16 protein-coding genes are annotated in these 24,537 nt (G+C 67.6%); 8 read left to right on the top strand and 8 right to left on the bottom strand.

Features of this window, described 5'->3' with window-relative positions; genetic code table 11:
• Positions 1–107: 107 nt before the first annotated feature.
• From AB0F51_RS06995 to AB0F51_RS06980, 4 genes are all read left to right on the top strand, one after another.
• Positions 108–1,109, top strand: a complete 1,002-nt coding sequence (locus AB0F51_RS06995) for an ATP-binding cassette domain-containing protein (RefSeq protein ID WP_360275280.1) — start codon at positions 108–110, stop codon at positions 1,107–1,109.
• Between the two features lies 1 nt (position 1,110).
• On the top strand, positions 1,111–1,875 hold the full coding sequence (locus tag AB0F51_RS06990; protein WP_360275277.1) for an ABC transporter permease: 765 nt from the start codon (positions 1,111–1,113) through the stop codon (positions 1,873–1,875).
• A 102-nt stretch (positions 1,876–1,977) separates the two neighbouring features.
• Positions 1,978–2,769 carry a DUF2785 domain-containing protein gene (locus tag AB0F51_RS06985; protein WP_360275274.1) on the top strand — a complete coding sequence of 264 codons (792 nt, stop codon included), beginning with the start codon at positions 1,978–1,980 and terminating at the stop codon, positions 2,767–2,769.
• 12 nt (positions 2,770–2,781) lie between these two features.
• A complete protein-coding gene (locus AB0F51_RS06980) occupies positions 2,782–3,594 on the top strand; it encodes a class I SAM-dependent methyltransferase (protein WP_360275271.1) in 813 nt (270 codons plus the stop codon).
• Here AB0F51_RS06980 and AB0F51_RS06975 read toward each other — a convergent pair whose 3' ends face one another.
• Complete coding sequence (locus tag AB0F51_RS06975; protein WP_360275268.1) at positions 3,595–4,962, bottom strand: hypothetical protein; 1,368 nt, start codon at positions 4,960–4,962, stop codon at positions 3,595–3,597.
• A 130-nt stretch (positions 4,963–5,092) separates the two neighbouring features.
• Between AB0F51_RS06975 and AB0F51_RS06970 the strand changes: the two genes are divergently transcribed.
• Positions 5,093–6,547 carry a class I SAM-dependent methyltransferase gene (locus AB0F51_RS06970; RefSeq protein ID WP_360275265.1) on the top strand — a complete coding sequence of 485 codons (1,455 nt, stop codon included), beginning with the start codon at positions 5,093–5,095 and terminating at the stop codon, positions 6,545–6,547.
• Here the strand turns inward: AB0F51_RS06970 and AB0F51_RS06965 are convergent, their stop codons facing one another.
• The 6 genes from AB0F51_RS06965 to AB0F51_RS06940 all read right to left on the bottom strand — a co-directional run bounded on the left by AB0F51_RS06965 (position 6,548) and on the right by AB0F51_RS06940 (position 18,140).
• Complete coding sequence (locus AB0F51_RS06965; RefSeq protein WP_360275262.1) at positions 6,548–8,116, bottom strand: GGDEF domain-containing protein; 1,569 nt, start codon at positions 8,114–8,116, stop codon at positions 6,548–6,550. It abuts the gene before it with no gap.
• A 34-nt stretch (positions 8,117–8,150) separates the two neighbouring features.
• Positions 8,151–9,704, bottom strand: a complete 1,554-nt coding sequence (locus AB0F51_RS06960; protein WP_360275259.1) for a GGDEF domain-containing protein — start codon at positions 9,702–9,704, stop codon at positions 8,151–8,153.
• Positions 9,705–9,776: 72 nt separating this feature from the next.
• Positions 9,777–10,346: a dihydrofolate reductase family protein gene (locus tag AB0F51_RS06955; protein WP_360275256.1), complete on the bottom strand. Its 570-nt coding sequence runs from the start codon at positions 10,344–10,346 to the stop codon at positions 9,777–9,779.
• Positions 10,347–10,437: 91 nt separating this feature from the next.
• Entirely contained in the window at positions 10,438–12,405 is a 1,968-nt protein-coding gene (locus AB0F51_RS06950; protein ID WP_360275253.1) for a hypothetical protein, read from the bottom strand.
• Between the two features lie 509 nt (positions 12,406–12,914).
• On the bottom strand, positions 12,915–14,219 hold the full coding sequence (locus tag AB0F51_RS06945) for a cytochrome P450 (protein WP_360275251.1): 1,305 nt from the start codon (positions 14,217–14,219) through the stop codon (positions 12,915–12,917).
• 303 nt (positions 14,220–14,522) lie between these two features.
• Complete coding sequence (locus tag AB0F51_RS06940) at positions 14,523–18,140, bottom strand: NPCBM/NEW2 domain-containing protein (protein WP_360275248.1); 3,618 nt, start codon at positions 18,138–18,140, stop codon at positions 14,523–14,525.
• A 295-nt stretch (positions 18,141–18,435) separates the two neighbouring features.
• Between AB0F51_RS06940 and AB0F51_RS06935 the strand changes: the two genes are divergently transcribed.
• The 3 genes from AB0F51_RS06935 (at position 18,436) to AB0F51_RS06925 (ending at position 23,773) form a co-directional block, all read left to right on the top strand.
• Positions 18,436–19,725, top strand: a complete 1,290-nt coding sequence (locus tag AB0F51_RS06935; RefSeq protein ID WP_360275246.1) for a hypothetical protein — start codon at positions 18,436–18,438, stop codon at positions 19,723–19,725.
• A 908-nt stretch (positions 19,726–20,633) separates the two neighbouring features.
• Positions 20,634–23,324: a type I DNA topoisomerase gene (gene topA / locus AB0F51_RS06930; protein WP_360277233.1), complete on the top strand. Its 2,691-nt coding sequence runs from the start codon at positions 20,634–20,636 to the stop codon at positions 23,322–23,324.
• Complete coding sequence (locus AB0F51_RS06925) at positions 23,324–23,773, top strand: Fur family transcriptional regulator (RefSeq protein ID WP_360275243.1); 450 nt, start codon at positions 23,324–23,326, stop codon at positions 23,771–23,773. The genes topA and AB0F51_RS06925 overlap by 1 nt, the downstream gene beginning before the upstream one ends.
• Here AB0F51_RS06925 and AB0F51_RS06920 read toward each other — a convergent pair.
• The gene (locus AB0F51_RS06920; protein WP_360275240.1) at positions 23,770–24,429 is read right to left on the bottom strand and encodes a class I SAM-dependent methyltransferase; all 660 of its coding nucleotides are present in this window, start codon (positions 24,427–24,429) and stop codon (positions 23,770–23,772) included. The two genes, AB0F51_RS06925 and AB0F51_RS06920, sit on opposite strands and share 4 nt — an antisense overlap.
• Positions 24,430–24,537 lie beyond the last annotated feature (108 nt).

Here is a 24,537-nt window from a genome sequence, read left to right as displayed (position 1 = left end):
CCGGATCCTCCCGGGGTCCGATGTGATCGCCAGGTCTGACCTCGATACTGATCGAGACACCGCCCGCCCATGAACTCATTGGCGCGCCACCGAACGAGGAGTACGGGATGATCGAGGCAAAAGGCCTCACCAAGCGATACGGCGCAACTGTTGCCGTTGACAACCTTTCATTCGAGGTGAAGCCCGGTAAGGTGACCGGCTTCCTCGGCCCGAACGGGGCCGGCAAGTCGACCACCATGCGAATGATCCTGGGCCTGGACACCCCGACCTCCGGCGACGTCCGGATCGACGGCCAGCGGTACCGCGACCTGCACCAGCCGCTGACCAAGGTCGGCGCGTTGCTGGACGCCAAGTGGGTGCACCCGAACCGGTCGGCCAGGTCACACCTGGCCTGGATGGCGGCCTCCAACAAGCTGCCGAAGTCCAGTGTGGACAAGGCGCTGGAGATGGTCGGCCTGACCTCGGTCGCGAACAAGCGGGCCGGCGCCTTCTCTCTCGGTATGTCCCAGCGGCTCGGCATCGCCGGTGCTCTGCTCGGCGACCCGGAGGTCCTGCTCTTCGACGAACCGGTCAACGGTCTCGACCCCGAGGGCATCGTCTGGATCCGGACCTTCATGCACCGGCTGGCCGGTGAGGGCCGGACCGTGCTGGTGTCCAGCCACCTGCTGTCCGAGATGGCGCTGACCGCCGAGGAACTGATCGTCATCGGCCGCGGCAAGCTGATCGCGCAGAGCTCCACCACGGAGTTCGTCGACCGCGCCAGCGGCACCACGGTCAAGGTGCGCAGCCCGCAGCTCGACCAGCTGCAGAGCGTGCTGCAGCAGCAGAACCTGGTCACCCGGATCGAGGACGGCCAGGACGACGGCAAGGTGCTGTTCGTCGAGGGCGACCTGACCACCGACGCGATCGGCGAGACCGCCGCCGCCCAGGGCATCGTGCTGCACGAGCTGACGCTGCAGCGCGGTTCGCTGGAGGCCGCCTTCATGCAGATGACGGGCGACTCGGTGGAGTACCACGCCCACGACGAGATCGCCGCGGTCACCGACCCGACCGCGGTTCCGCCGGTTTCCGGCGTCGAGGTGGCCGCCGGGCCGAAGGAGGACAACTGACATGTCGTTGATCACCGTCGAGCGGATCAAGCTCTTCTCCACCCGGTCGCCGTGGTGGTGCATGATCATCGCCGCCGTGCTTTCGATCGGCCTGGCCTCGCTCGCCACCGGCCTGGCCTCCGGGCCCGACGAAGCCCAGATCACCCCGGCGATGTCGCAGTTCGGCGTCAACCTGGGGCAGATGGTCATCATGGTGATGGCCGCGCTGGCCGTCACCACCGAGTACCGGTTCGGCACCATCCGGACCAGCTTCCAGGCTGTCCCGCAGCGTGCGGTCCTGCTGCTGAACAAGACCGTCGTGGTCGCCGGGCTGGCCGCGGTGGTCGGTCTGGTCGCCTCCTGGGGCTCCTGGGCGATGGGTTACCTGCTGGCCGGCAGCGCCGACATGGCGATCGACACCTCGGCCGAGTGGCGGCTGATCTTCGGTCAGGGCCTGGTCTACGGTGTCGCCGCGATCTTCGCGATCGCGGTCGGCATCCTGATCCGGCAGAGCGCCGGCGCGATCGCCATCCTGATCCTCTGGCCGCTGCTGGTGGAGAGCCTGCTGCCGCTGATCCCGAAGGTCGGCGACGACCTGCAGAAGTGGTCGCCGTTCACGAACGCGAACCAGTTCATCAACGGCGGTCAGGACATGGGCCTGGCCGGCGCTGACGCGGCGGGCGCCTCGACCTCCCTGTCGCCCTGGTGGGCGATGGCGTACTTCGCAGCCTGGGGCATCGGCCTGCTGGTGATCGCACTGGTCACCGCGAGCAAGCGCGACGCCTGACATGTGAGCCCGGCCGGGCTGAGGGGTCCTGGCCGCTAACGGCCCATGGAACATCTGGATACAGATGTCCCGTGGGCCGTTTCCTTTGTTAGCCTGCGCTGCATGACCGATTGGGCGCAGGTACGCGCTGACGGATTCGCCGTACCGGCTGATCGGCCACTCGACGACGTGATCGCCGAGCTGTCGCTGATGCTCCGGTCGCCGGATCCGCAGGTTCGCGACGGGCAGGCCTATTCGACGCTGGCCACCTGGATCGGCAACGGCACCCTCTCGGCGGACCAGTTGCGCGCGCTCGGGGACGAGATGGTGACCCGGTTCGCCGACCCCGAGATCCAGGCGCGGACGTTCGCGCCGCTGATCCTCGACTCGATCGTCTCCCGGGGCGTCTTCGAACCGTCCTGGGTGCCGCCGTTCGAGCGCTGGTACGTCGCTGAGGACGATCTGCGCGGCTTCGATCCCAAGCTGGGCTGGCTGCATGCGATCGCCCACGGAAGCGATCTCCTGGCGGCCCTGGCGCGCGTTCAGGCGGTCGAGCCTGTGCAAATGCTCCGGCTGGGCGTCGGGCGGCTCCTGACGCCGACGGAGTACGTCCTGCGGGACTTCGAGGACGACCGGTTGGGCTTCGCTCTCGCGGTCGCGCTGACCCGGCCGGATCTGTCCGAGGAGGACGCGATCGGTTGGCTCGACCCGGGCGTGCGCGCGGTCGCCACGGTCTCCACCACCGGGATACGGCCGGAAGTTTCCAACACTCTGCGCACGCTGCGCGTGGTCTACCTGCTGGTCGACCACGGTGTCCGCCTCGGCGATGAGGGGATCACCCAGGTGCCGCATCGCGACCAGGTGAAGGCCAAGCTGGTCGAGCTGTTCCGCACCGCAACGCCGTACTACTTCTAGGCCGGTGCAGTCATGACGACCGGTGGTGAGAAGACGACTGCGGCGATTCGGGCCAACTACAGCCGGGTTGCCACGACCTACGCCGGGCAATGGGCGGAAACGCTCGCCCGCCACGGCCGCGCCCTGGCCGAACGCCTCCTGCCTGACGGTCGGGCGGTTCGTTGGGTAGGGGAGGTCGGATGCGGGCCTGGGCTGGTGCTGGCTGATCTCGAGCGGCTGGCTCCGGATGCGCAGGTGGTCGGGGTCGACCTGACCGAGGAGATGCTCCGGCAGGCCCCCGCTCGGTTCGACCGCGTGGCCGCTGACGCCCAGGCATTGCCGTTCCGCTCCGGCGTACTCGACGCCGTACTGATGCCTTTCGTCCTCTTCCACGTCCCCGACCTCCCACGGGCGCTCTCCGAGGTGCACCGAACACTGGTCACCGGCGGATCGTTCGGAGCCGTCACCTGGTTCGAGCATGACCCGCACCGGGCGTACGAGGTCTGGGTCGGGGTGATCGACGAGTACGGCGCTCCGCCCGACCCGGCTCCGCAGATGCCCTCCCATGACGTCACCTCCAATCCAGGTAGGTTCGAGACCGCCTTGCAGACCGCGGGTTTCGGCAATGTCGACATCACCGTCGAGCGGTTCCACCACCAGCCGACCGCGGCCCAGTTCCTGGCCCACTCGCAAGTGATCGGCGCGATGGCCCGACGGATCGAGCAGTTGCCACCGGACCGGCGTACGGCCTGCCTGGCGGCTGCCGAGCGGGAGCTGAGCCGGCTGGAACCCGACGACTTCACCGAGGGCGGCACCGTTCTGTACGTCACCGCCAAAGCCACCTGATCACTGGAAGCTTGCGGTCGCCGTCAAAGGTGGGAAGGTGACCGTGCCCGAGGTCGGTACGGCGCTTGAGTTGCGGCCGTTGAACTTCAGGGCGGTGTTCGCCGTGAGTTGAAGTGTCTTCGTGGTTGCCGGTACTGGGATCGCGATCACCTCCGTGTCCGGATCGCCTGTGATGGCCGGGACCGGGGCGCCGTCCGCGGTCGCGGTCAGGAAGGGTGAGCCCCAGGCGGCCTTGTAGGTGAAGTTGGAGTAGTCCAGGGTCGAGGTGACCTGGACCCGAGCCCAAGCCTTTCCCTGCGGTGCCCAGCCGCGAGTTGGGTCCCATGGCGTCAGCGCCGCCTTCCCGAGTGAGAGCGAATAGGAACTCTTGAAGTAGCCGACGTTGCGAACAGTCGTCGGCAGCGACTTGTTCAAATCTGCGGACACCCCAGCGCGGTAGTACGCCGCTGCGATGTCGGTCGACGTCCGTTGGCCCGTGGTCAGTGACAGCGACTGCACGACCGGCCCGCTGGTGGCCGTCAGCAGCACCTCGGAGCTGTCCTTCGGGACCGAGACGAGCAGGGTCTGTTCGGCGGTCGTCGTGGCGTCGTCTTGGGGGAGCACCTCGACTGGTCGCTGCTGGTCGCCGACCGTGATCGTCCACTGTGTTGTAGGCGTGTTCTTGACCGCTTTCCGGTCGTACGCGGCGTCGCCAGTCAGCGGATCGATGGTCGGACTTGTGCCGAACACGGCGACGACGAACTTCTCTCCAGTCGCCGGCGCAACCTGCTGGAGCCCGCTGCCGAACGTAGCCGGGCTGGCGAGGCCTTTGAGTGTGACCGTGCCGTCGGGGACCACCAACTTCCCCGTGACCGCTTTGAGTTCGAGCGTTTCGCTCTTGACGGTCACCGAGGTCAGCCCAGCAGGGGCGGCGGGTGGTGGTGGCGCCGCCAAGCTGTCTGCGTTGTCATCGGCCGCCTTGTCGTCCGGTCGCCACAGGTCGCTGCTGTCCGGCCGGAGCTGGGACTTCTTCCATTGCTCACCATCGGGCAGTTGGAGACCTGGCTTGTCGCCGCCGGTGGTCTCGATCCGGACGACGTCCCACACCTGCCGCTCGGCGCTGCCGAGCCGGCGCAGTGGACCGCAGGCCATGGTGCCGAGCGATTGGTTGCCGTCGGCACCGGTAACGAAATAGCAGCGCGCCGCCGGGCTGAGATTTTTGGTCGGCTCCGCATCTACCTGTCGGTGCCAGTCGCTTTCGGCGGTGGTCAGGAAAGCCGACGCCGTCTCCTTCTCGACCGTCCCCGCGCCGGTCCGCAGACCCGTTGCGCCACAGCCGGACACGACCAGCAGTCCCGCGGCCGCGGCGATCCCCACTCGAGTCTTCATTGCGTTTCCCCTTCATTTGCTGACCTCTGACACTTGAAATCTTGCCAGCGTCGAGGCGGCTGGAACGGAGAAGTTGTGAACCTGTGGATAACTGTCCGCCGCCTGGGCGGCGGCCTGCGAAGATAGGAATATGGACGAGCGAGAGCTGGATGCGGACCTGGCCGACCGGTTGCGCGCTGCCTTCGAGGCAGCGGCGTACACGGTCGAGGGGGTGGCGGAGCGGTTGGGTGCTCAGGGCAACCAGGCGCTGGGGCGCAACGAGACGACGGTTGCCTTCCGGCGGACCGCTGCGGGTGATCCGCTCGACACGCTGACCAGGTTGTTTCTGCTCCAACGGCCGGTGCCACGAGAGCTTGCAGAGAAAGCGTTTCCGGGCGCACTGGACAAATTGGTTGCTCTGGGCATCATCAAGGAGGCCGGTCATCAGCTTGCCGCGGCGCTCGACGTGCGGCCGTACGCGGAGGACGACCGGCACTGGTGGGTGGTCGCCGATCTGACTCCCGGGCTGGACGGCCGGCGGGAGCCGATGCGGCCGGACTATGTGCTGGGGATCGCGCCGGCCAGCCTGAGCCTGGTCAAGCTGACCGTGCCGATCAAGGCCGAGAAGGCGCTCGACCTCGGCACCGGGTGCGGCATCCAGGCGCTCCACCTCGCCGACCGGATCGGCCACATCGTTGCCACCGACGTCAATCCCCGCGCGCTCCAGCTGACCCGGTGGACCGCGGCGCTCAACCGGGTCGAGCTCGACGTCCGGGACGGCAGTCTCTACGAACCGGTCGAGGGTGAGCGGTTCGACCTGATCGTGAGCAACCCGCCGTACGTGATCGCGCCGCCCGCGGCGGATGCCCGGCTGACCTACCGCGAGACAGGGTTCGCCGGAGACGCTGTTGTCGAGCAGTTGGTCCGGCAGGCTCCTCAGCATCTGACGGACGGCGGTTGGTGCCAGCTATTGGCTAACTGGGCCTGTGTCCGCGGGCGGGACTGGCAGGAGCGCATTGCGGGCTGGACCGGTGACAGGTCCGCGTGGGTCGTGCAACGCGAGCAGCTCGACCCAGCGGAGTACGTGGAGCTGTGGTTGCGCGACGCGGGCCTGCACGGGCGCCCGGAGTACACGAGCCGGTACGACGCGTGGCTGCGGTGGCTCGACGAGCAGCAGGTAGAGGCGATCGGGATGGGCTGGATCAACCTGCACAACACCGCGGGTAGCCTGGATGCGGAGGAGTGGCCATACGAGATCGAGCAACCGATCGGGCCGCACGTGCTCGACAGGTTCGAGCGGACCGAGGCGTTGCCGGCGGATCTCACCGGGCTCTACCTGACCATGGCCGACGACGTAGTACAGGAGACGGCCGGTCCGCCGGGCGCGGAGGATCCGACGACGATCGTGCTGCGGCGGCAGCGAGGTATGCGACGGGCCGAGCAGGTCGACACCGTGCTCGCCGGTTTCGTCGGTGCGTGCGACGGTGACCTGAGCGTCGGCCAGATCCTTGATGCGCTGGCCAGCCTGCTGGAGCGCGACGACCTGCACGCCGACTACCTACCGAAAATCGCCAACCTGATCAGGGAGGGCTTCCTGACTGGCTGATCAGGTGGACGAGGCGCGGCGGCGACGCTTCTCTTCGTACATCCGCTGGTCGGCGGCGGTCAGTAGGTCGGCAACCGGTACGCCTTCCGTGCTGCTCGCGTGCCCGATACTCAACCGCAGCATGGCGAACCACGGATCGACCGCTCCTCGGGCGAATCGGTCCGCCGCCGCCATGATCCGCTCGACCAGTTCGCCGGCCCCGCGCTCGTCCGGGTTGTCCAGCACGACGACGAACTCGTCACCACCGGCTCGCGCGACAACGTCTTCGGCCCGGCACTGCTCGGTCAGCAACTGGGCGACGCTGCGCAGTACGTCGTCGCCGCAGGCATGGCCGTGACTGTCGTTGACGATCTTCAGGTTGTCCACGTCGATCGCCAGGACTGCGACCGAACGGCCCGAGTCGAGCGCCGCGCTCATCCTCTCGTCCAGCGCCCGCCGGTTGCCGACACCCGTCAGCGGATCCTCGCGGGCCGCCCGCCACTCGGCGTCATGCCGGATGGAGAGGTCATGAGTCGCGAGCGCACTCCGTACGGCGTACAGGCCGCGCAACCGCTCGGCCCACCAACCCCGGGTGATCGCTCGCGCGTACTGCAATCCAGAGGCCGCACCCGCATCCCCCGAATCGGCGGCAATCCGTACTGCGGTGTGCCGGACCAGCGCCTCGACGGGCGGATCCGATGTCGGCGGCAGATCGGTCCCCGCCCGCTCGGCGGCCTCCAACGCCTCCTCGGGCCGGCCCAGTGACGCATAGGCCTTCGCCAGGTAAGCGCCGGCGATCGCGGCGAGTTCGAGTGAGCCCAGCTTGGCCAGCTGGTCGCGGCAGTCCTTCAGGATGACCACCGCCTCGCCCGGATCGGCGTCGAAGTCGCTTGCCGCCAGCCACATTCGGCCGGTGAGTGGCCAGTAACCGATCAGGTTCGCGCGGACGATCACTTCGTTCGCCTCGGCCGCCCACCGTCTGGCCTCCTGGCGCCGGCGCAGGATCTCCTCGTCGTACGCCGGATCGCCGAGCCGCTCCATCTCGTGCGCCCAGCGCAGATTCGACTCGGCCAGGTTCAGCCGGTTGATGGCCGGCGACTCGGGCAGCCCGAGCGGATCCACATCGGCCGCGGCGGCGAACTCGAAGTGCGGGATGCACAACTCGAACAGGCGCAGCAGGTCATAGGCATAGCCCAGACCGGTGTGCGCCCAGCTCGCGAGACCCAGGTCTCTGGTCCTGGACAACGCGTTCTCCGCGGCGACCAGGTCGGCAACCGAGTCACCACCTTCGCCGGTCCGGATCAGCGTGACGATCCGGACGGCCAGCGCGTTCGCCTCCCAGCCGGGCTCGTCGATCGCCCGGGACACCCGGATGCAGGCGTCGACGGCGTCCAGGGCCGCTTCGGCATCGGTGGCGTGATGCGCCGCGACGGCCCGGACGTACTCCGCGGCGGCGCGTTCGCTGGACTGCTCCGTCCCCAGTTCGGTGAGCAACAGGCGAATATCGGTCGCCGCGGCGGACGAGTGGCCCGACTGGGCCTGCGTCATCGCCGCAGCGATCCGCGCGGTCACCCCCGACGTCTCGCGCACCCGGCCTCCCCGTGTTGTCCTGCTCGACCCGACTTCATCTCGGGCGGCGCTTGTCCTCGTACAGCCGGCTGTCCGCCATCGGGACCAGCAACTCCACCGGCACGCCCTCCGCAGTAGCGGCGTACCCGATGCTCAGCCCCAGCTTCTTCAGCCACGGCTTGGCCGTCGTCGCCGCCACCAGGGCGACCGCGGTCCGGACCCGCTCGGCCAGCTGTGCGCCACCTTTGGCATCCGGCTGGTCCAGCACCACGAAAAACTCGTCCCCTCCCGATCGAATCACGGCATCGGTGGCTCTCGCCTGTTCTACCAGCAGCTTTGCAACAACCTGCAGCAACTCGTCGCCACAGGCGTGCCCGAACGTGTCGTTCACGACCTTCAAATCGTTGACATCGATCGCCAGCAGCGTTACCGCCCGCTGGGAATCCCGGGCCGCGGACAGCCGCTCGTCCAACGCCCGGCGGTTGCCGAGCCCCGTCAACGCGTCCTGCCGCGCGGCGTGCCACTCGGCATCATGGCGGGCCGAGAGGTCATGAGCGATCAGGGCATGCCGTACTGCGTTCAGCCCGCGCTGGCGTTCCTTCCACCAGGCGCGCGCCACCGAACGGGCATAGCCGAGGGCGGCCGTGGCGCCAGGCTCGCCTGTCTGCGCGGCTAGCTCGGAACGCGTCTGCAGGACCAGGACCTGAGTCGACGGATCGGCCAGCGGGAGCAGATCATCGATGGCCCGATCAGCCGCCGCGCGGGCCCGGTCCCACAGCTCCTGCGCGGCGAAAGCCCTTGCCAGGTAGGCACCCGCGATCGCCAGCCGCTCGGTCTCACCGAGCTTGTTGATTTCGTCCCGGAGTCTTGTCAGCTCGTCAGCGGCGGCAGCAGGATCAGTCGAGGTCGCGGCGGCCGCCAGCCAGAGTCGCGCGCTCAACCGCCAGAACTCCTGGCTCTCGTCGTCGACCATCACCAGCTCGGCCTCGCGCGCCCAGTGCGCCGCAGCGGCCAGCCGCTCATCGATCTCCGCCTGGTACGACGGGTCACCGAGCCGCTCGAGCTCGTGGGCCCAGCGCAGATAGGTCTCGGCCAGGTTGAGCCGGTCGATCGCAGGGGACTCGGCCAGTTCGAGCACATCGACGTCGATGCCGGTGGCAAGCTCATAGTGCGGGATACACAGTTCGAACAGCCGCAGTACGTCGTACGCGTAGCCGATGCCGGTGTGCGCCCAACTGGTCAGCCCCGGATCGCTAGTTCGGCTGAGGGCGTACTCCGCGGCCACCAGGTCGGCGATGGTGTCACCACCGCGCCCGCTCCTGGCTAGCGTGATGATCCGGATCGGCAGCGCGTTGGCTTCCCAGCCCGGCTCGTCGATCGCGCGGGCGACGGCGAGACACGCCTCCACCGCGGCCAGAGCCTCGTCGGCATCGCTGGCGTGGTGCGCAGTCACCCCACGGACGTACTCCGCCGCGGCCAGCTCGTAGCTCGGGACACCACCGAGTTCGTGGCGGATGGCATCGACCTGAGCGGCCGCGACCACATGACCGCCCGACTGAGCCAGCGTCATCGCCGCCGCGAGCCGCGCGGACAACTGCCCCGCTCCCATCGCCCGCCTCCCCGTTCTAGCTACGAACTGCTCAGGTAAGACCGCCCATTGTGGCTGCGACGGAGCCCACTGTCACTGCCCAGCGCGGTTTCGGAGGTGGGGGATGTAGACGAGCTTCTGGGTGCGGCCATCGAGCACGGTGGACTCGACGAGTTCCAGGTCGAGTTCGGCACCGCCGTGGAGGAGGGCCGCTCGGCCGGCATGGCCGGTGACGGCGGGGAACATCATGATCTCGAGCCGGTCGACGAGACCGGCCGCGAGCAGGGCGCGGTTCAGCGAGATGCTGCCGTGCGAACGCATCGGGACGTCCGTGGTGCGCTTCAGACGCTCGATCGCGGTCACGGCATCCTCCTTCAGAACGGTCGAGTTCCGCCACCCGAGCGGCTCCTCGAGCGTGCTGGAGAACACGATCTTCGGCAACTGGTTCAGGCTCTCGTAGTACGGCTCGTCGTACTCGACCACGAACTGCCGGAACGCCCGGAACGTCGTGGCACCTAAAACGAGAACCTGGTCCTGCGCGAACGTGCGCACCCGATCCTCTACGACCTCGGGGCCCTCCTTTCCCCAATATCCCGGCCAACCCTCGGCCGAGCCGTAGCCGTCCACGCTGCAGAAGAAGTCGACGGTGAAGGTGGTGCTCATGATGGTCTCCTTTGCCCTCGCGCCGCCCTCGGTACGGCGGCTTCTACTCTGCAACGAAAACGCCTGACCCGATCCGACACTTGCCCCGCGGTTATGGGTCGTCGGTGGGGACCGGGTGGGTTCCGGTGTGGTCCACACGGAACTTGAAGCCGTGGCGGGTGGTCCATTCCAGCCCGGTGCCGTCGAGCGGTCTGGACTTCCAGCCGGCGAAGGTCTTGACGCGATGGCTGCGGCGGCGGAGAGGTCTGAGGTTGGCGGTGCTGGTCTGACCCTTGGGTCCGGCCGGATCGTAGGGGACGGCGTGGTCGATGTCGGTGCGGTTGGTGGTTTCGCCAGGACCGTAGGGGAACTGTTCGACAGGGTAGGTGAGCTTGATGCGTTCCCGGAGCCGGGTGGGAATCTCGTACGCGTTCACGTTGATCTGGTCGTGCAGGTCGATGACGGGCTGGACGGTGATGCGATCGTGTCCAACGAGTTCGGCCAGCTGGGCGTAGACCGGCCCGAAGCCTTCCACGCGCAGGCAGCCGCTGCCGGCGAGCAGGGTCTCGTCGGTGAGGTGGACGTAGAGCTTGGTGCGCCCGGGTCTGGTGCCGCCGTTGCGGTCGGAGAACTCCTTGATCGCGGACAGTTTCGCGGCGAGTCCTTGGCGCGGTGACGCGTTCAGGTTCGCAACGATCTCTTCGGCCACGCTGGTGGGGCGCGTTGCTTGAGGTGGGTCGATGGGACGGTGGTTTGGCGGGCTCTGGGGTGCCGTGTCGTGGCCCGCATCCGCGCGTTGCTTGTCGTTCAGGAACAGGTCGGCGACCAGTTCGCCGGCAGCGGATACGCCTTCCAGCATGGTGATCGCGCCGGTGCGCCCGGCCACCATCTCGATCGGCGGCGCCTCCGTGGCCGGCATTCTCCAGGTCGACGGCTCCAATTGGAGACGACCTTCGGTCGGATCCGCTGGGGATGCGCAGGTGGCGAGTGAGTCTGCGGGCGGCTCGTCTGCAGGCCGTTCGTCCGCCCGAGGATCATGCAGAGGCGGCTCGTCTGTAGGAGGCCCCTCCGCGCGAGGGTCGTGCAGAGGCGGCTCGTCTGCGGGACGGTCGTCTGCCCGAAGGTCGTGCAGAGGCGACTCGTCTGCGGGACGGTCGTCCGCCCGCAGGTGATGCAGAGGCGGCTCGTTTGCAGGGGGTTGGTCCGCCTGAGACTCACGCAGAGGCGGTTCAGCTGGCGGTGGTTCGGCTGCCGGAAATTCGTCTGCGGGCGCTAGGTATTGGGCTACTTGGAGGAGGTGGTGAGCTAGCGAGGGGTCGGTGAGCACGCCGAATGCTCTTGCTCGTTGGAGATCTCGGGGGACTGGGCCGTCAAGGGCGGTGAGGGCGTCGGCGATCTGGTTGATGGTTGCGTCGAAGCGGATCACGTCACCGGTACGGGCTTTCACGAACACGGCGCTGGTGCCGTGATCGTCTGAGCGGCCGACCCACACTCCGCGTTCGCGGGCCTTCTGTTCGGCTGCGGCCTTGGCGGCTTCCGGGTCGGCATCCCACACAGCGGCTTTGACGATGTTGCGCAGCTGGATCGGGCCCACGGTGTCGACAACAGCCGCGACGCGGGCGTCGACGATGGCGGCTGCTTCCATCGAGAGTTCTACACAGGCGGTGGCGATCTGGCGGGCCTTCCAGGCAGTGACTTCCCTGGCCTCGATGCGCTGCCAGATCAGTGGCAGGCGGTGGCGCAGCGCGAGCGCCTGCCCGATGAACTTGGCCGCCGACTCCGTGGACACACCGTGCACCACACCGAACTCGGCAACGGCGAACTCGGCGACACCCGGGCAGCCCGGCCCGCCGTACCGGATCTCGCGCTCGCCGCCGGGAGACCTCTGGTCGCCGGGAAGCATCGCCGGGCTGGGATGCAGGTCCGCGTAGTGCGCAGCCAGCAGCAGCCGCTGGATGGCGGCGTCGTTCTCCCGGGCCTGCTCCCGCACCGACGCGGCGAGCGTCTGCGCCGCGTCGAGATCTGCGAGTTCATATTCGAACATACAGTCGATACTACTCTGAGTGAGCGAACATCGCAAATCGCGATACCGCCGAATCCTTTATCCACAAGGAAAACAAGGTGTCTTGATTGCTGTCAGTGTGACGAAGAGTGACGGGAGCCCACGGCTTCCCATCCACCGCCCGGAGGCAAGCCCATGGGAGCCCGCCCTAACCGCTTGCTGCCAACCGACGGGATTGGCCGACACTGTGGTCGCATTCGCGCGACGTAGGAGCGCCGAACACCGGGTGGGTGGGAGCGGTCGAGCGGCACGCGACGGAGGAGCGGGCAGGCGAGGCGGCGTGGGGCGCCCCCACCGCCGTGCCACCTACCCGACGGGACCGGCCGCGTGGGAACACTCCCACCGCTTGCCGCCTATACCGCAGGGCCGGCCGGCACCGTGGTCGCATTCGCGTGACGTAGGAGCGCTGAACGCTGGGTGGGTGGGAGCGGTCGTAGCGGCACGCGACGTAGGAGCGGGCAAGCGGAGGCCGCGTGGGGGTGACCCCACGGCATCCCGCTTACCCGGCGGGACCGGCCGCGTGGGGGTTAGCCGGCGACCTGTTGTTCTTTGGCGGCGTGGAGTTGGACTGGGAGCGACTCGACGCCGTAGACGATGGAGAAGTCTCGGAAGCGGAGTTTTTCTTCGGGGATGGCTAGGGAGAGGTCGGGGAAACGGTTTGCCAGGGCGCTGAAGGCGGCTCGTAGTTCCATGCGGGCCAGTTCGGCGCCTACGCAGCGGTGCATTCCGTGGCCGAAGGCTAGGTGGGCGGCGGGGGCGTTGCGGCGGGGCCAGAAGTCTTCTGCGTCGTCGCCGAAGACCGCCTTGTCGCGATCGGCGCCGGACAGCGATACGGCGACCAGGTCGCCCTTCTTGACCTGCTGGCCGAACAGTTCCTGGTCGTGTTTGGCGAACCGCGGGAAGGCGACCTGGACGACCGTCAGGTAGCGCAGCAGCTCCTCGACGACGGCGTCCACCGATTCGGGCTCGTTGCGGATCCGGGCGAAGTTCTCCGGGTCGCGCAGGAGTACCAGGGTGCCGAGGGCGAGCATGCTTGCGGAGGTCTCGTAGCCGCCGAGGAAGACGCCGTCGGCCAGGCCGCCGAGCTCGATGTCGTCGATGGTGTCGCCGTGTTCGCGGATGATCGAGCCGATCAGGCCGTCGCCTGGGTGCTTGCGCTGCTTGCCGACGATCTCGAACAGGAACTCACGCGACTCGCTGGCCGAGCCGAAGACGCCGATGCCGCCGCCGGACAGGTCGAACCGGGCCGGGCCGAGGGCGCGGAACCGGTCGCGGTCTGATTCCTCGACGCCGAGCAGGTCGGAGATCAGCAGGAACGGCACGTTGAAGGCGAAGTCCGTGACGATGTCGACGACCGGGCCCTTGAGCTCCATCAGGTCTAGCTGGTCGTTGACGATCTTCTCGATCATCGGTTCCAGCCGGGCCAGCCGGCGCTTGGTGAACTCGGGAGTGAGCAGTTTGCGCAGCCGGGTGTGGTCCGGCGGATCGGTGAAGCCGAGCCCGCCGATGCCTTCGGACGGCTTGTTCGGGTCCGAGCCGATCATCGGCCGGATGTCGTTGCTGAAGTTCGTGGAGTCCGCGAGCACCGCCTTGGCCTCGGCATGGCCGGTGACCATCCAGACGTTCAGCCCGAACAGGTTGGCCAGCTTGTGCACCGGCTCGGTCTCCCGGATCGCGCCGAGCTCCGGGACCGGATCCAGGCCCTCGCGCCGCAGCGGCATCGAGACCTGACGCGGGAAGACCCGCATCTTGGACAGGTTGAGACCACCCTTGCGGGTGGTTCTGCTCAAGACCCGGCTGCCGACCCATCTCTTCAGGTATGTCGCAACCATGACTCCCACGCGCCCTCTCTGAACCGCAGCCCCCTGTGGCTCCGTCTACAGTGAAAAGTAGTCGTCCCGGGGACCAGATCTGATGGTCTTGGCACTACTCCCATGGTGGTTCCTGCACCACCATGGGAGGGGGCCACGGTGCTGCGTTCGAGGTGCCAGCACAGACCTTGTCATGGACGAGGGCCCGCACACCACCGGAACCCACCTGTACCGTCCCCTGGGACGGCGATCAGGTGGGTTCCGGGGTAGCTCAGGGAAAGTCCAGCCGAAAGTCGCTTGCGCCGGGCAGGTTCGGCGCTCCGGTCAGGCGCTCTTGCAGGCCAGTCGCGCCTCCGCCCAGTCGGCGTGGTCACTGGTGACGCCGTCGCCGGCGTCGGTGACCTGCAAGGTCAGGAGTTGGCCACCGGTCGTGTCGACGCTGACGGGCACCGTGGGCGAGGTTCCGGTGAGCAGATCCGATGTGTACTTCACCACACCGTCGACCAGCACCTTGAAGCTCACCTTGCCCCGGTCCGCCATCTCGTCGTCGATCCCGACCTTGGCCGTGAAGCCGGTGCAGTTCCCGCCGAGCCGGACAGTGACCGTGGACGGTGCGTGCGTGCCCAGGCCTTTCGCGTACTGCGTGCCGTCGAGGGTCAGGGTAGCCCCGTCGCCGGCAGCGTCCTCGCCGTTGCTCTTGTCCCGTTCGACCGGCCCCCAGCCGTTGCTCGAGTCAACCCATTCCAGGTCGCTCACCCAGGGTTCGCCGGTCGGCGCCGGGGGCAACGGCTTGTTCGCCAGCGTGGCTGCGAAGAAGCCGAGACCACCACCGGGCAACTTGATCGCCTTCACTGTCTTACCCGGTGTCAGCGGTACTGCGGTGTAGAAGACGCGGTAGTCCGTGGTGGTGTTGGCCAGCCCGGCTTGGGTGTAGCGGCCCTTGACGGAGACAGCGAGTTTCGCGCCGCCCGTGGTCGGGTCCTGACAACACCAGTTGGGCAACTGGAACGGCGCCTGCGACTCGGTGCCGTCGGTGTAGATCACTGTCACGCTGCCCTTGGCATTGAGGCTCGCGCCCGCGCCGAGCAGGGCCAGGTGCGAACCGGTGCCGGAGACCAGGATCGGGGCCGACTGGTTCTTGACCAGGTTCGGCGTACCGGGGGCTCCGGTTGGCCAGGTGAACTCGGCGCCTTGCACTGTGACCTTGGCGCCCGGGGTGTAGCCGGCCGCGGCGAGGGCCTCGCCGTTGAAGCTGTTGCCCGATCCGTCGAAGTTGCCCTTGGCAAAGCTCGACGCGTCGCTGATGCCGACCACGGTCGCTGCCTGGGACAACGATGCGTAGGGCAACTGTGCGGTCGCCACGGTGCTGTTCTCGTACCTGGTCTCATGCACCAGGTACGACGCGTCCAGCCGCAAGGTGAAGCTGGCGGGTTTGACCGAGGCGTCGGGTGTCACCGCGAGCTTGGTGGTGACTGTCTGGCCCGGATCGACCTTGGCGAAGGTGCTGGTACCGGTCGAGGTCCATCCGGCCGGCAGATCCAGGGCGAGTCGTACGTCGCGCATCGTCGTCGTACCGGGGTTGGTGAAGCTGGCCGTGAGTTCGGTGGCCTGGCCCGGTGCGTTCCACAGGGACGGCGACGAAAGTTCCGGAGTACCCAAGGATTCCAGGACGGTCTTGCCACCGCCGACCGATGTCGTCCCTCCGAGCCGGACAGTGGCTTCACGGGAAGTGGAGATGGCTGCGGTCTTCACGAGGACGACGCCGTTCTCGTAGTACCAGCCGGTGGTGGCTGCGAGGTAGGCGTCCTTGCTGGCTTGCTTGGTGAGCAGGACGTTGTCCACCGAGACGTCGCGCGGGGCACTGCCGGTGTGGACGGTCAGCTCGTACGGACGTGCGACCGGCTTACCGGCGTACGAGCCCTTGCTGGCGCCGATCTTGACCGTGACGTCACCACGAGCGGCGACGGGCGCGGTCACTTCGAGCAGTTGCGTGGCCGACTTCGCCTGCTTGTAGTCGCGGGTGACGCGGTCGTCCTCGTAGAGCCGGAATGACGACTTGCCCTCGGGGTAGATGTCGACGGTCAGCCGGTCGCCGAAGCCCTGCTGGGCAGCGGAGTTGATACCAGCCTTCCACATCGGTACGACGGCGCCGGCCTTGACGAACAGCGGCAGCGTGTCGAGCTTCGCGTGGTAGCCGTTGACGGTGGTCGGCCCCTGGTAGACCTTGCCGGTCCAGTAGTCGACCCAGTTGCCCTTGGGCAGGTAGATCCCGTTCTTCACCTCGTCCGCACCGAACATCGGCGCGACCAGGAACTCCTTGCCGGCCAGGAACTCGTACTTCGTCGTGTCGTCCCAGGTCTTCGGGTCGTTCGGGTACTCCAGCACCAGCGAGCGGTTCAGCGGAGCGCCGGTCGCGTGCGCCTCGGCGGCGTACGAGTAGAAGTAGGGCAGCAGCCGCTCCCGCAGCTTGAGGTACTTGCGGTTGATCGACGTGTACGGCTCACCGTGGATCCACGGCTGCTTGTACGCCGGTGTCGCCCAGCCCGACATGGTCATGAAGGCCGGGTTGAACACCTTCCACTGCAGATCACGGGTGTAGCTGGTCGGTGAGCCGCCGAAGATGCCGTCGACATCACCTGCGCTGTAGGCGATTCCGGAGTTGCCGGAGCCGGTGATGGCCGGGATCTGCCACTTGATCGCGTCCAGCGAACCACTGTGGTCGCCGGTCCACTGCACCGCACATCGCTGCGCGCCGGCCCAGCCCTCGACCATCCATGCGTAACCGCGGGCGTTGCTGTGCTGCTCGATGCCGTCATGGGCGGTGTCGCAGGCGCTCAGCGCGTACCGGTAGCCAGGGCCGACCCAGGCGACGTCCAGCTTGCGTACGCGGACTCCCGCTTCGCCGACCTCGGCCGGCTGGCGGTCGAGCGACGACTGCGTCCACAGGCCCATCTGGATGTTCCGCTTGCGCAGTTCGTCACCGGTCTCCTTGAGCGCGGGGATGTCCCGCTTGCCCCACCAGGTGCCCTCGACCAGCTCCGACTCGGTGTTGTTGGAGTAGCCACAGCCGTAGTCGTCGTTGACCAGCATCCAGCCGCCGGGCATGTCGTTGTCCACGAACTTCTGGGCGACCTTGACGGCGTCCAGCGTGGTGACCTTGTCCGGGTTGACCTTCCAGTCGTTGCTGGGGTCCGGGTCGGTGGCGTAGTGACCGCGGTTGTAGCAGTCGGAGTCGCCGTACTCGAGCCCGTAGATCGGCGGCATGAACGGCCGGCCGGTGAGTTCGGTGTAGCGGTCCAGCGAGGTCTTGAGGTCGCCGACGAAGTAGTAGGCGTCGAACCGCTTCTCGTCGTGCTTGGTGACGACGGGTTCGGTGAAGCTGTAGCTACCCGGCGCGAACGTGTTCCGCAGTACGCCGTACCCGGCCGTGCTCATGTAGTACGGCGAAGCGTTCGGGTTGCCGCCGTCTTCCCAGTTGAAGTCGCGGGCGACGGTGATGGTCTTGTCCCGGTGCGAGAACCGGCCGTTCTGCATGCCGCCGCCGAAGTACTGCTCGGTGGCGCCGCGGCTCAGCGACTGGCTGGCCGAGGTGTCGGTCCAGGACAGGGGTGCTGTCTCCGACCAGACCTGCTGGCCGTTCGCCCGGTAGAGCGAGAAGCGCAGCGGCGACTTGTTCGCCCGTACTTCGATCTTCCCGGTCGTGAGCGAGTAGTAGGTGCCCTTGTCGGTCCAGTTGGTCGCGGGCTTGGCGTAGTCGGTCTTGACGACGATGTTCGACGCGGGAGCGTTCGGATCGGTCGGTGGCGTGTTGGCCGGGTCGGCGAACGTGCCGTCCGGCGCCAGCCAGATCCGGAACACGTCGTCCTTCAGGAAGACGACGCGCACCTTGGCCGTACCCGCACTCAGCGTGTACTGCGAACCGTCGGCAGCGAAGTCGGTCACCGCTCCCAGCGAGGTGCCAGCGGCCGGTTCTGCGTTGGCGGGACCGGTGGCAGTGGCCAGGGCACCCGCGAGTAGGGCCAGGGATGTCCCGGCAATGAGAGCTGAACGTTTAACGCGGACAAAGATGCTCACGAGTGCCTCACTTCACGCATCTATGAACAGGATTGCGCCATTGATAACCCACCGGACGGACTCTTGTCACTAGTTCGGCCCGGCTGGACCGTCATGAAGTTGAGATGGGGTCTCCATCGAGCGTTGGGCCCGAGCGGCGGGCCCGGCGGCGACGATGTTGCGCATGCCGAACTGTCAAAGCTTCAGCCGCCGCCGTCTGCTGGTCGCCGGCTCGGCGGCGATCGCGCTCCTCTCGACGCCCGCGCTGGCCCACGCCTACCCGCCGGGTGAGCGCGACAACGGGTCAGCGACCGTCACGGCCGCGGCTTCGAAGTACGAGCCGGTGAAGATCTCCGTGCCTGCGCCGACCGGACCGAACAGGATTGGCACGACCGAGCTGCACCTGGTCGACCACACTCGCCAGCGGGAGTTGATGGTCAGCGTCTGGTACCCCGCCCGACGCGATGCGGACGGCCCGACAGCGAAGTACATGCCGGAGAAGACCTCTGCCGCGGTGAACCCTGCGCTTTCCAAGCTGCTCGGCACGCGCGACCCGGTCTTCGGCTTCGCGCTGAGCGACACCCACGCCCGCGTCGGCGTACCGGCGCAGCTCGGCAGGCATCCCGTCGTCCTGTTCTCGCCCGGCTATCAGCTGAGCCGGTTCTACAACACGGCTCTGGTCGAGGAGCTGGCCAGTCGCGGGTACGTCGTCGTGACGATGGACCACACCCACGAGGGGCCGGTCGAGTTTCCGGGCGGCAGGTTCGTGCCGGGCTCCGAGATCCAGGAGCCGACCGCTGAACAGCTCGAGTCGCTGATCGGCACCCGCGTCGCCGACACCCGGTTCGTGCTCGACCAGCTCACGCTGCTGTCCCGCGGCCGGAACCCGGACGCCGACGGTCGCAAGCTCCCGCGCGGACTGCGCCAGGCGCTCGACATCCACTCGGTGGGGATGTTCGGGTTCTCGGCCGGCGGCCACACGGCGGCCAACGCGATGTACGCCGACGGCCGGATCAGGGCCGGCGTCAACCTGGACGGCACGCTCGCGTACGACCCCGAGAAGAACATGCTCGGGGCGGCCGCGGTGCACGGACTGGACCGACCGTTCCTGCTGTTCGGGTCGGACACCACGCAGCGGACCCGGCCGGACGCGGAGTACTACGACAAGTCGTGGGCATCGTGGTGGAAAGCGCAGAGGGGCTGGAAGCTCAACCTGCAGCTGCCCGGCTCGTACCAGTTCGGCTTCACCGACTATCAGTTCTTCTGGTACGACGTGGTCTTCGGCCTGATCCACGACGAGGACATCGCCAACCAGGTCCAGGCGAACACCACTGGCATCGTCGACCGCTCGCGCGCCATGCTGGCTCAGCGGACCTATCTGACCGCGTTCTTCGACCAGACCCTCCGCGACCACCCGCAGCCGCTTCTCGAGAACCAGTCGCCGGACTTCCCGGAGATCAGCTTCGTGCGCTGACAGGTACGGAGTGCTACTTGAGGATGACTAGGGATCACGCCTTAGGACGATTCGCCGGGGCGGTTGCTCCGATTTGCTGAGGGGATGATCTGGCGCCGCACCCTCGCAGCAGTCCTCACCACCTCCATCACTGTTGTCGCCGTCCCGGCCACGGCCGCCCACGTCTCGTCGCCAGTGGCAGTCGCCTCAGCCGTCAGTACGCCGTACCGGGTGGTGCTGCCGAAGCCAACCGGACCGTACTCGGTCGGAACGACGGAGTTGCACCTCACGGATGCCCGGCGGCGGGAGTTGACGGTGAGCGTCTGGTACCCAACCAGGTCCCCCCAGCGCCAGTACGCCGGCCGGACCCGCGCCAAGCCCTGGGGACGGCACCCGGTACTGCTCTACTCACCCGGGCCGGGTGCGTCGCAGGCCGAGGACCTGGCCAGCCATGGCTACGTCGTGATGACCATTGATCACACGGGGGAGGCGCTGCCGTGGGATGAGGCGGGTGCTGTGAAGAAGGCCACTGACACGCGGACGGCGGATGTGAGATTCGTCCTCAACTCACTGCCGCGGCTGCCGCGCCGCCTACGGCACGCAATGGACCTGAACCGGCCTTGCAATGGCCGATCCGGATGTCTCGGTGGGGTTCGTGCGACATGCGCTGGACTCGTTTTTCCGCCACTTTCTGAAACCCTGATGAGGCTGAAGGCGCCCCGAGCGGTTACCGTGCGTTGAGAAATGCGTTGCTGTCGGCCGTACGCTGTCTTCGGACGGTGCGGTTTGTGCTCGGGGGAACAAGTAGTCCGGCCGCAAGTGTTCATCGATGGCGTTGACAGGCAAGGAGCGCAGTGGCAGGGGCAACAGGAACGAAAGCATCGGGCAGCTCGTCGGCGACGGCAGCCGCTGGTGGTTCGCGTCGACTGGTGATCGTCGAGTCGCCGAAGAAGGCGCGGATGATCGCCGGTTTCCTGGGCGCCGGATACGTGGTGGAGTCGAGTTTCGGCCACATCCGGGACCTGCCGAAGGGTGCCGACGAGATCCCGGCGAAGTACAAGGGCCTGCCCTGGGCGCGGCTCGGGGTCAACATCGAGGACCACTTCGACCCGCTGTACGTCGTCCCGGCCGACAAGAAGGCGCAGATCCGCAAGCTGAAGGACCTGCTGAAGGACGCCGACGAGCTCTACCTGGCCACAGATGAGGACCGCGAGGGCGAGGCCATCGCGTGGCACCTGCTGGACGAGCTGAAGCCGAAGATCCCGGTCAAGCGGATGGTCTTCCACGAGATCACCCCGAAGGCGATCCAGGACGCGGTCGGCAGTGCGCGCGCCATCAACGACGCGCTCGTCGACGCCCAGGAGGCCCGGCGGATCCTGGACCGGCTGTACGGCTACGAGGTCTCGCCGGTGCTGTGGAAGAAGGTCATGCCGAAGCTGTCGGCGGGCCGGGTCCAGTCGGTCGCGATCCGGATGGTGGTCGACCGCGAGCGGGAGCGGATCGCGTTCCGCTCCGCGTCGTACTGGGACCTGGATGCCAAGCTCGACGCCGGCGAGGGCAAGACGCCGCGGATCTTCCCGTCCCGGCTGGTCTCGGTGGACAGCCGCCGGATCGCCCAGGGCCGTGACTTCGCCTCCAACGGCGAGCTGAAGAGCGACAGCACCGTCCACCTGGACGAGTCGACCGCCACCGCGCTGGCCGCGGCGCTGCGGGACTCGACCTTCACGGTCCGCTCGATCGAGTCCAAGCCGTACACCCGCAAGCCGTACGCGCCGTTCCGGACCACCACGCTGCAGCAGGAGGCCGGGCGCAAGCTCAACATGTCCGCCTCGCAGACGATGCAGATCGCGCAGCGGCTGTACGAGAACGGCAACATCACCTATATGCGAACGGACAGCGTCACGCTGTCCGACACCGCGATCACCGCGGCCCGGGCGCAGGTCCGCGAGCTGTACGGCGCGTCGTACCTGCCGGACAAGCCGCGGGTCTACACCTCCAAGGTGAAGAACGCCCAGGAGGCGCACGAGGCGATCCGGCCGGCCGGCGAGGTCTTCCAGACGCCGGCCCAGACCGGGCTGAGTGGCCCGGAGTACCGGCTGTACGAGCTGATCTGGATGCGCACGATCGCGTCGCAGATGAAGGACGCGGCCGGGAACAGCGTCTCGATCAAGATCGACGCGAAGGCCTCGACCGGGGAGAACTGCGAGTTCACCTCGTCCGGCCGGGTGATCACCTTCCACGGCTTCCTGAAGGCGTACGTCGAAGGCGCGGACGACCCGTCCGCCGAGACCGACGACCGCGAGACGCAGATCCCGGACGTGTCCGAGGGCGACGTCCTGCCGGCCACTGAGGTGGTCGCCTCCGGGCACGAGACCAAGCCGCCGTCGCGCTTCACCGAGGCGACGCTGATCGCGCAGCTGGAAGACCGCGAGATCGGCCGGCCGTCGACGTACGCGTCGATCCTGGGCACCATCCAGGCGCGTGGCTACGTGTACAAGAAGGGCAACGCGCTGGTGCCGGCCTGGCTGGCGTTCGCCGTCGTCCGGCTGCTGGAGGAGCACTTCACCCGGCTGGTCGACTACGCGTTCACGGCCTCGATGGAAGACGTGCTGGACGACGTCGCCGCCGGGAACCTCGAGCGCGAAGGTGTGCTCGGCCGGTTCTACTTCGGTGACGACGGGATCGAAGGCCTGCAGTCGATGGTCAGCGATCTGGGCGACATCGATGCCAGGGAGATGTCGACCTTCCCGGTCGGCCCGCCGGACAGCGGGATCGTCGTCCGCGTCGGCCGGTACGGGCCGTACGTCGAGGGTCCGGACGAGACCCGGGCGAACGTGCCCGAGGACCTGCCGCCGGACGAGTTGACGGTCGAGCGGGCCAAGGAGCTGCTGAGCCAGCCGTCGGGTGTCGAGCTGGAACTCGGTAACGCGCCGGACACCGGACTCAAGGTGGTCGCGAAGGCGGGTCGCTACGGGCCGTACGTGACCGAGGTGCTGCCCGAGGACGCGCCGAAGAGCGCCAAGCCGCGGACCGGCTCGCTGCTGTCGACGATGGCACTGGACACGGTCACGCTCGACGACGCGATGAAGCTGCTCTCGCTGCCGCGCGTGGTCGGCAAGGACCCGGAGTCCGGGGACGAGATCACCGCGCAGAACGGGCGCTACGGGCCGTACCTGAAGAAGGGCACGGACTCCCGGTCGCTGCAGTCCGAGGAGCAACTCTTCGAGATCACTCTCGAGGAGGCGCTGAAGATCTACTCCGAGCCGAAGCAGCGTGGCCGCCGGGCCGCGGCGCCGCCGCTGAAGGAGCTCGGCGAGGACCCGGAGTCGGGTCAGCCGGTGGTGGTCAAGGAAGGCCGCTTCGGTCCGTACGTGACCGATGGCGAGACCAACGCGACGCTGCGCAAGGACGACTCGGTCGAGACGATCTCGCTGCTGCGCGCCGCCGAGCTGCTGGCCGACAAGCGGGCCCGCGGGCCGGTGAAGAAGACCGCCAAGAAGGCCGCGAAGAAGACGGCCGCGAAGAAGACCGCCACCAAGAAGACGGCGGCCAAGAAGACGACTGCGAAGAAAACCGCGGCCAAGAAGACGACCGCCAAGAAGACCGCCAAGAAGGCCTAATGCCCGGTACTGCGAAGGGCCCGGCCGAGGTCACCGCGCAACGCCTCCGCGAACGAGGCGAGCGAGTGACTCCGGCCAGGCTCGCCGTGGTCGAAGTACTGGCCGCGACCGACGAACACCTGAGCGCGGAACAGATCGGCGAACGAGCCGAGCAGTTGCGGCCGGGAATCCACCGGGCGACGGTCTATCGGGCCCTGGACGCACTGGGCGAGTTCGGCCTGGTGACGCACGTCCACCTCGGCCGCGCCGGTACGACGTACCACCTGGCGGGTGAACTCGCCCCGCGTCATCTCCACCTTCGCTGCAGCGACTGCGGCACGGTGCTCGACGTGGCCGGCGACATCCTCGACCCGGTCCGCCGCAAGCTCCAGCGCGAGTTGGACTTCCATCTCGCGCCGGAGCAGGTCGCTCTGGTCGGCCTCTGCAAGGACTGCAGCAGCTCGAGCTAGCCGGCTGGGCGCTGGGCCACGAGGATCAGCGACGGTACGCCGGCGACGCTCTCAGTGAGCGTGATTTCGGCGACTGACGTCAGACCCGCTTTGGTGAGCATCGGCCAGAGATCGTCCGGCTGCCAGAGGTGAGTGGTCCAAGAGACTGGGACCGCGCCGTACGCCTCGGTGCGTTCGATGTCGTGGTCACCCATGTGCATGCCGATGATGACGTGGCCGCCGGGGACCAGGGCTCGGGCGAAGGTCTCGAAGACCTGCGGAAGGATGTGGCGCGGCAGGTTGAAGAGCGACCACCAGCCGAGGATTCCGCCGTACGACGCGTCCGGCAGGTTCAGCTCGGTGGCCGAGGCGACGTCGAACTTCAGATCCGGGTAGAGCCGCCGGGCGTGCTCGACCATGCGGGGTGAGAGGTCGACGCCGGAGACGTCCAGACCGCGCTCGGCCAGGTATCCGGTGACGGCTCCAGGACCGCAGCCGACGTCCAGGACCGGGCCGAGACCCTGTACTGCGGCCGCGAACCCGTCGACCGCGGCCCGCAGCCAGGGGTACTTCCTGATGTCGCCGACGTTCATCTCCACGTAGTTGTCGGCGACGCGGTCGTAGGAGCTGCGGACCAGGTCGAGATCGGCGGGTTGCTCAGTAGGAGAGGCGCTCATGGGCCGCGATGGTAGGCGTTCCTGGCCAGCACCGCGAGGAAGGCGAGGTTCGTGATGTTGTCCATATCTGTTCATCGGTGTGGAATTGTGAACAGATCGGTCGTAGGG

This window comes from Kribbella sp. NPDC023855, from assembly GCF_040639475.1.
Classification (GTDB): Bacteria; Actinomycetota; Actinomycetes; order Propionibacteriales; family Kribbellaceae; genus Kribbella.
Note: the sequence above shows the minus strand (reverse complement) of the source record. Positions and strands in the feature narration are given on the sequence as shown.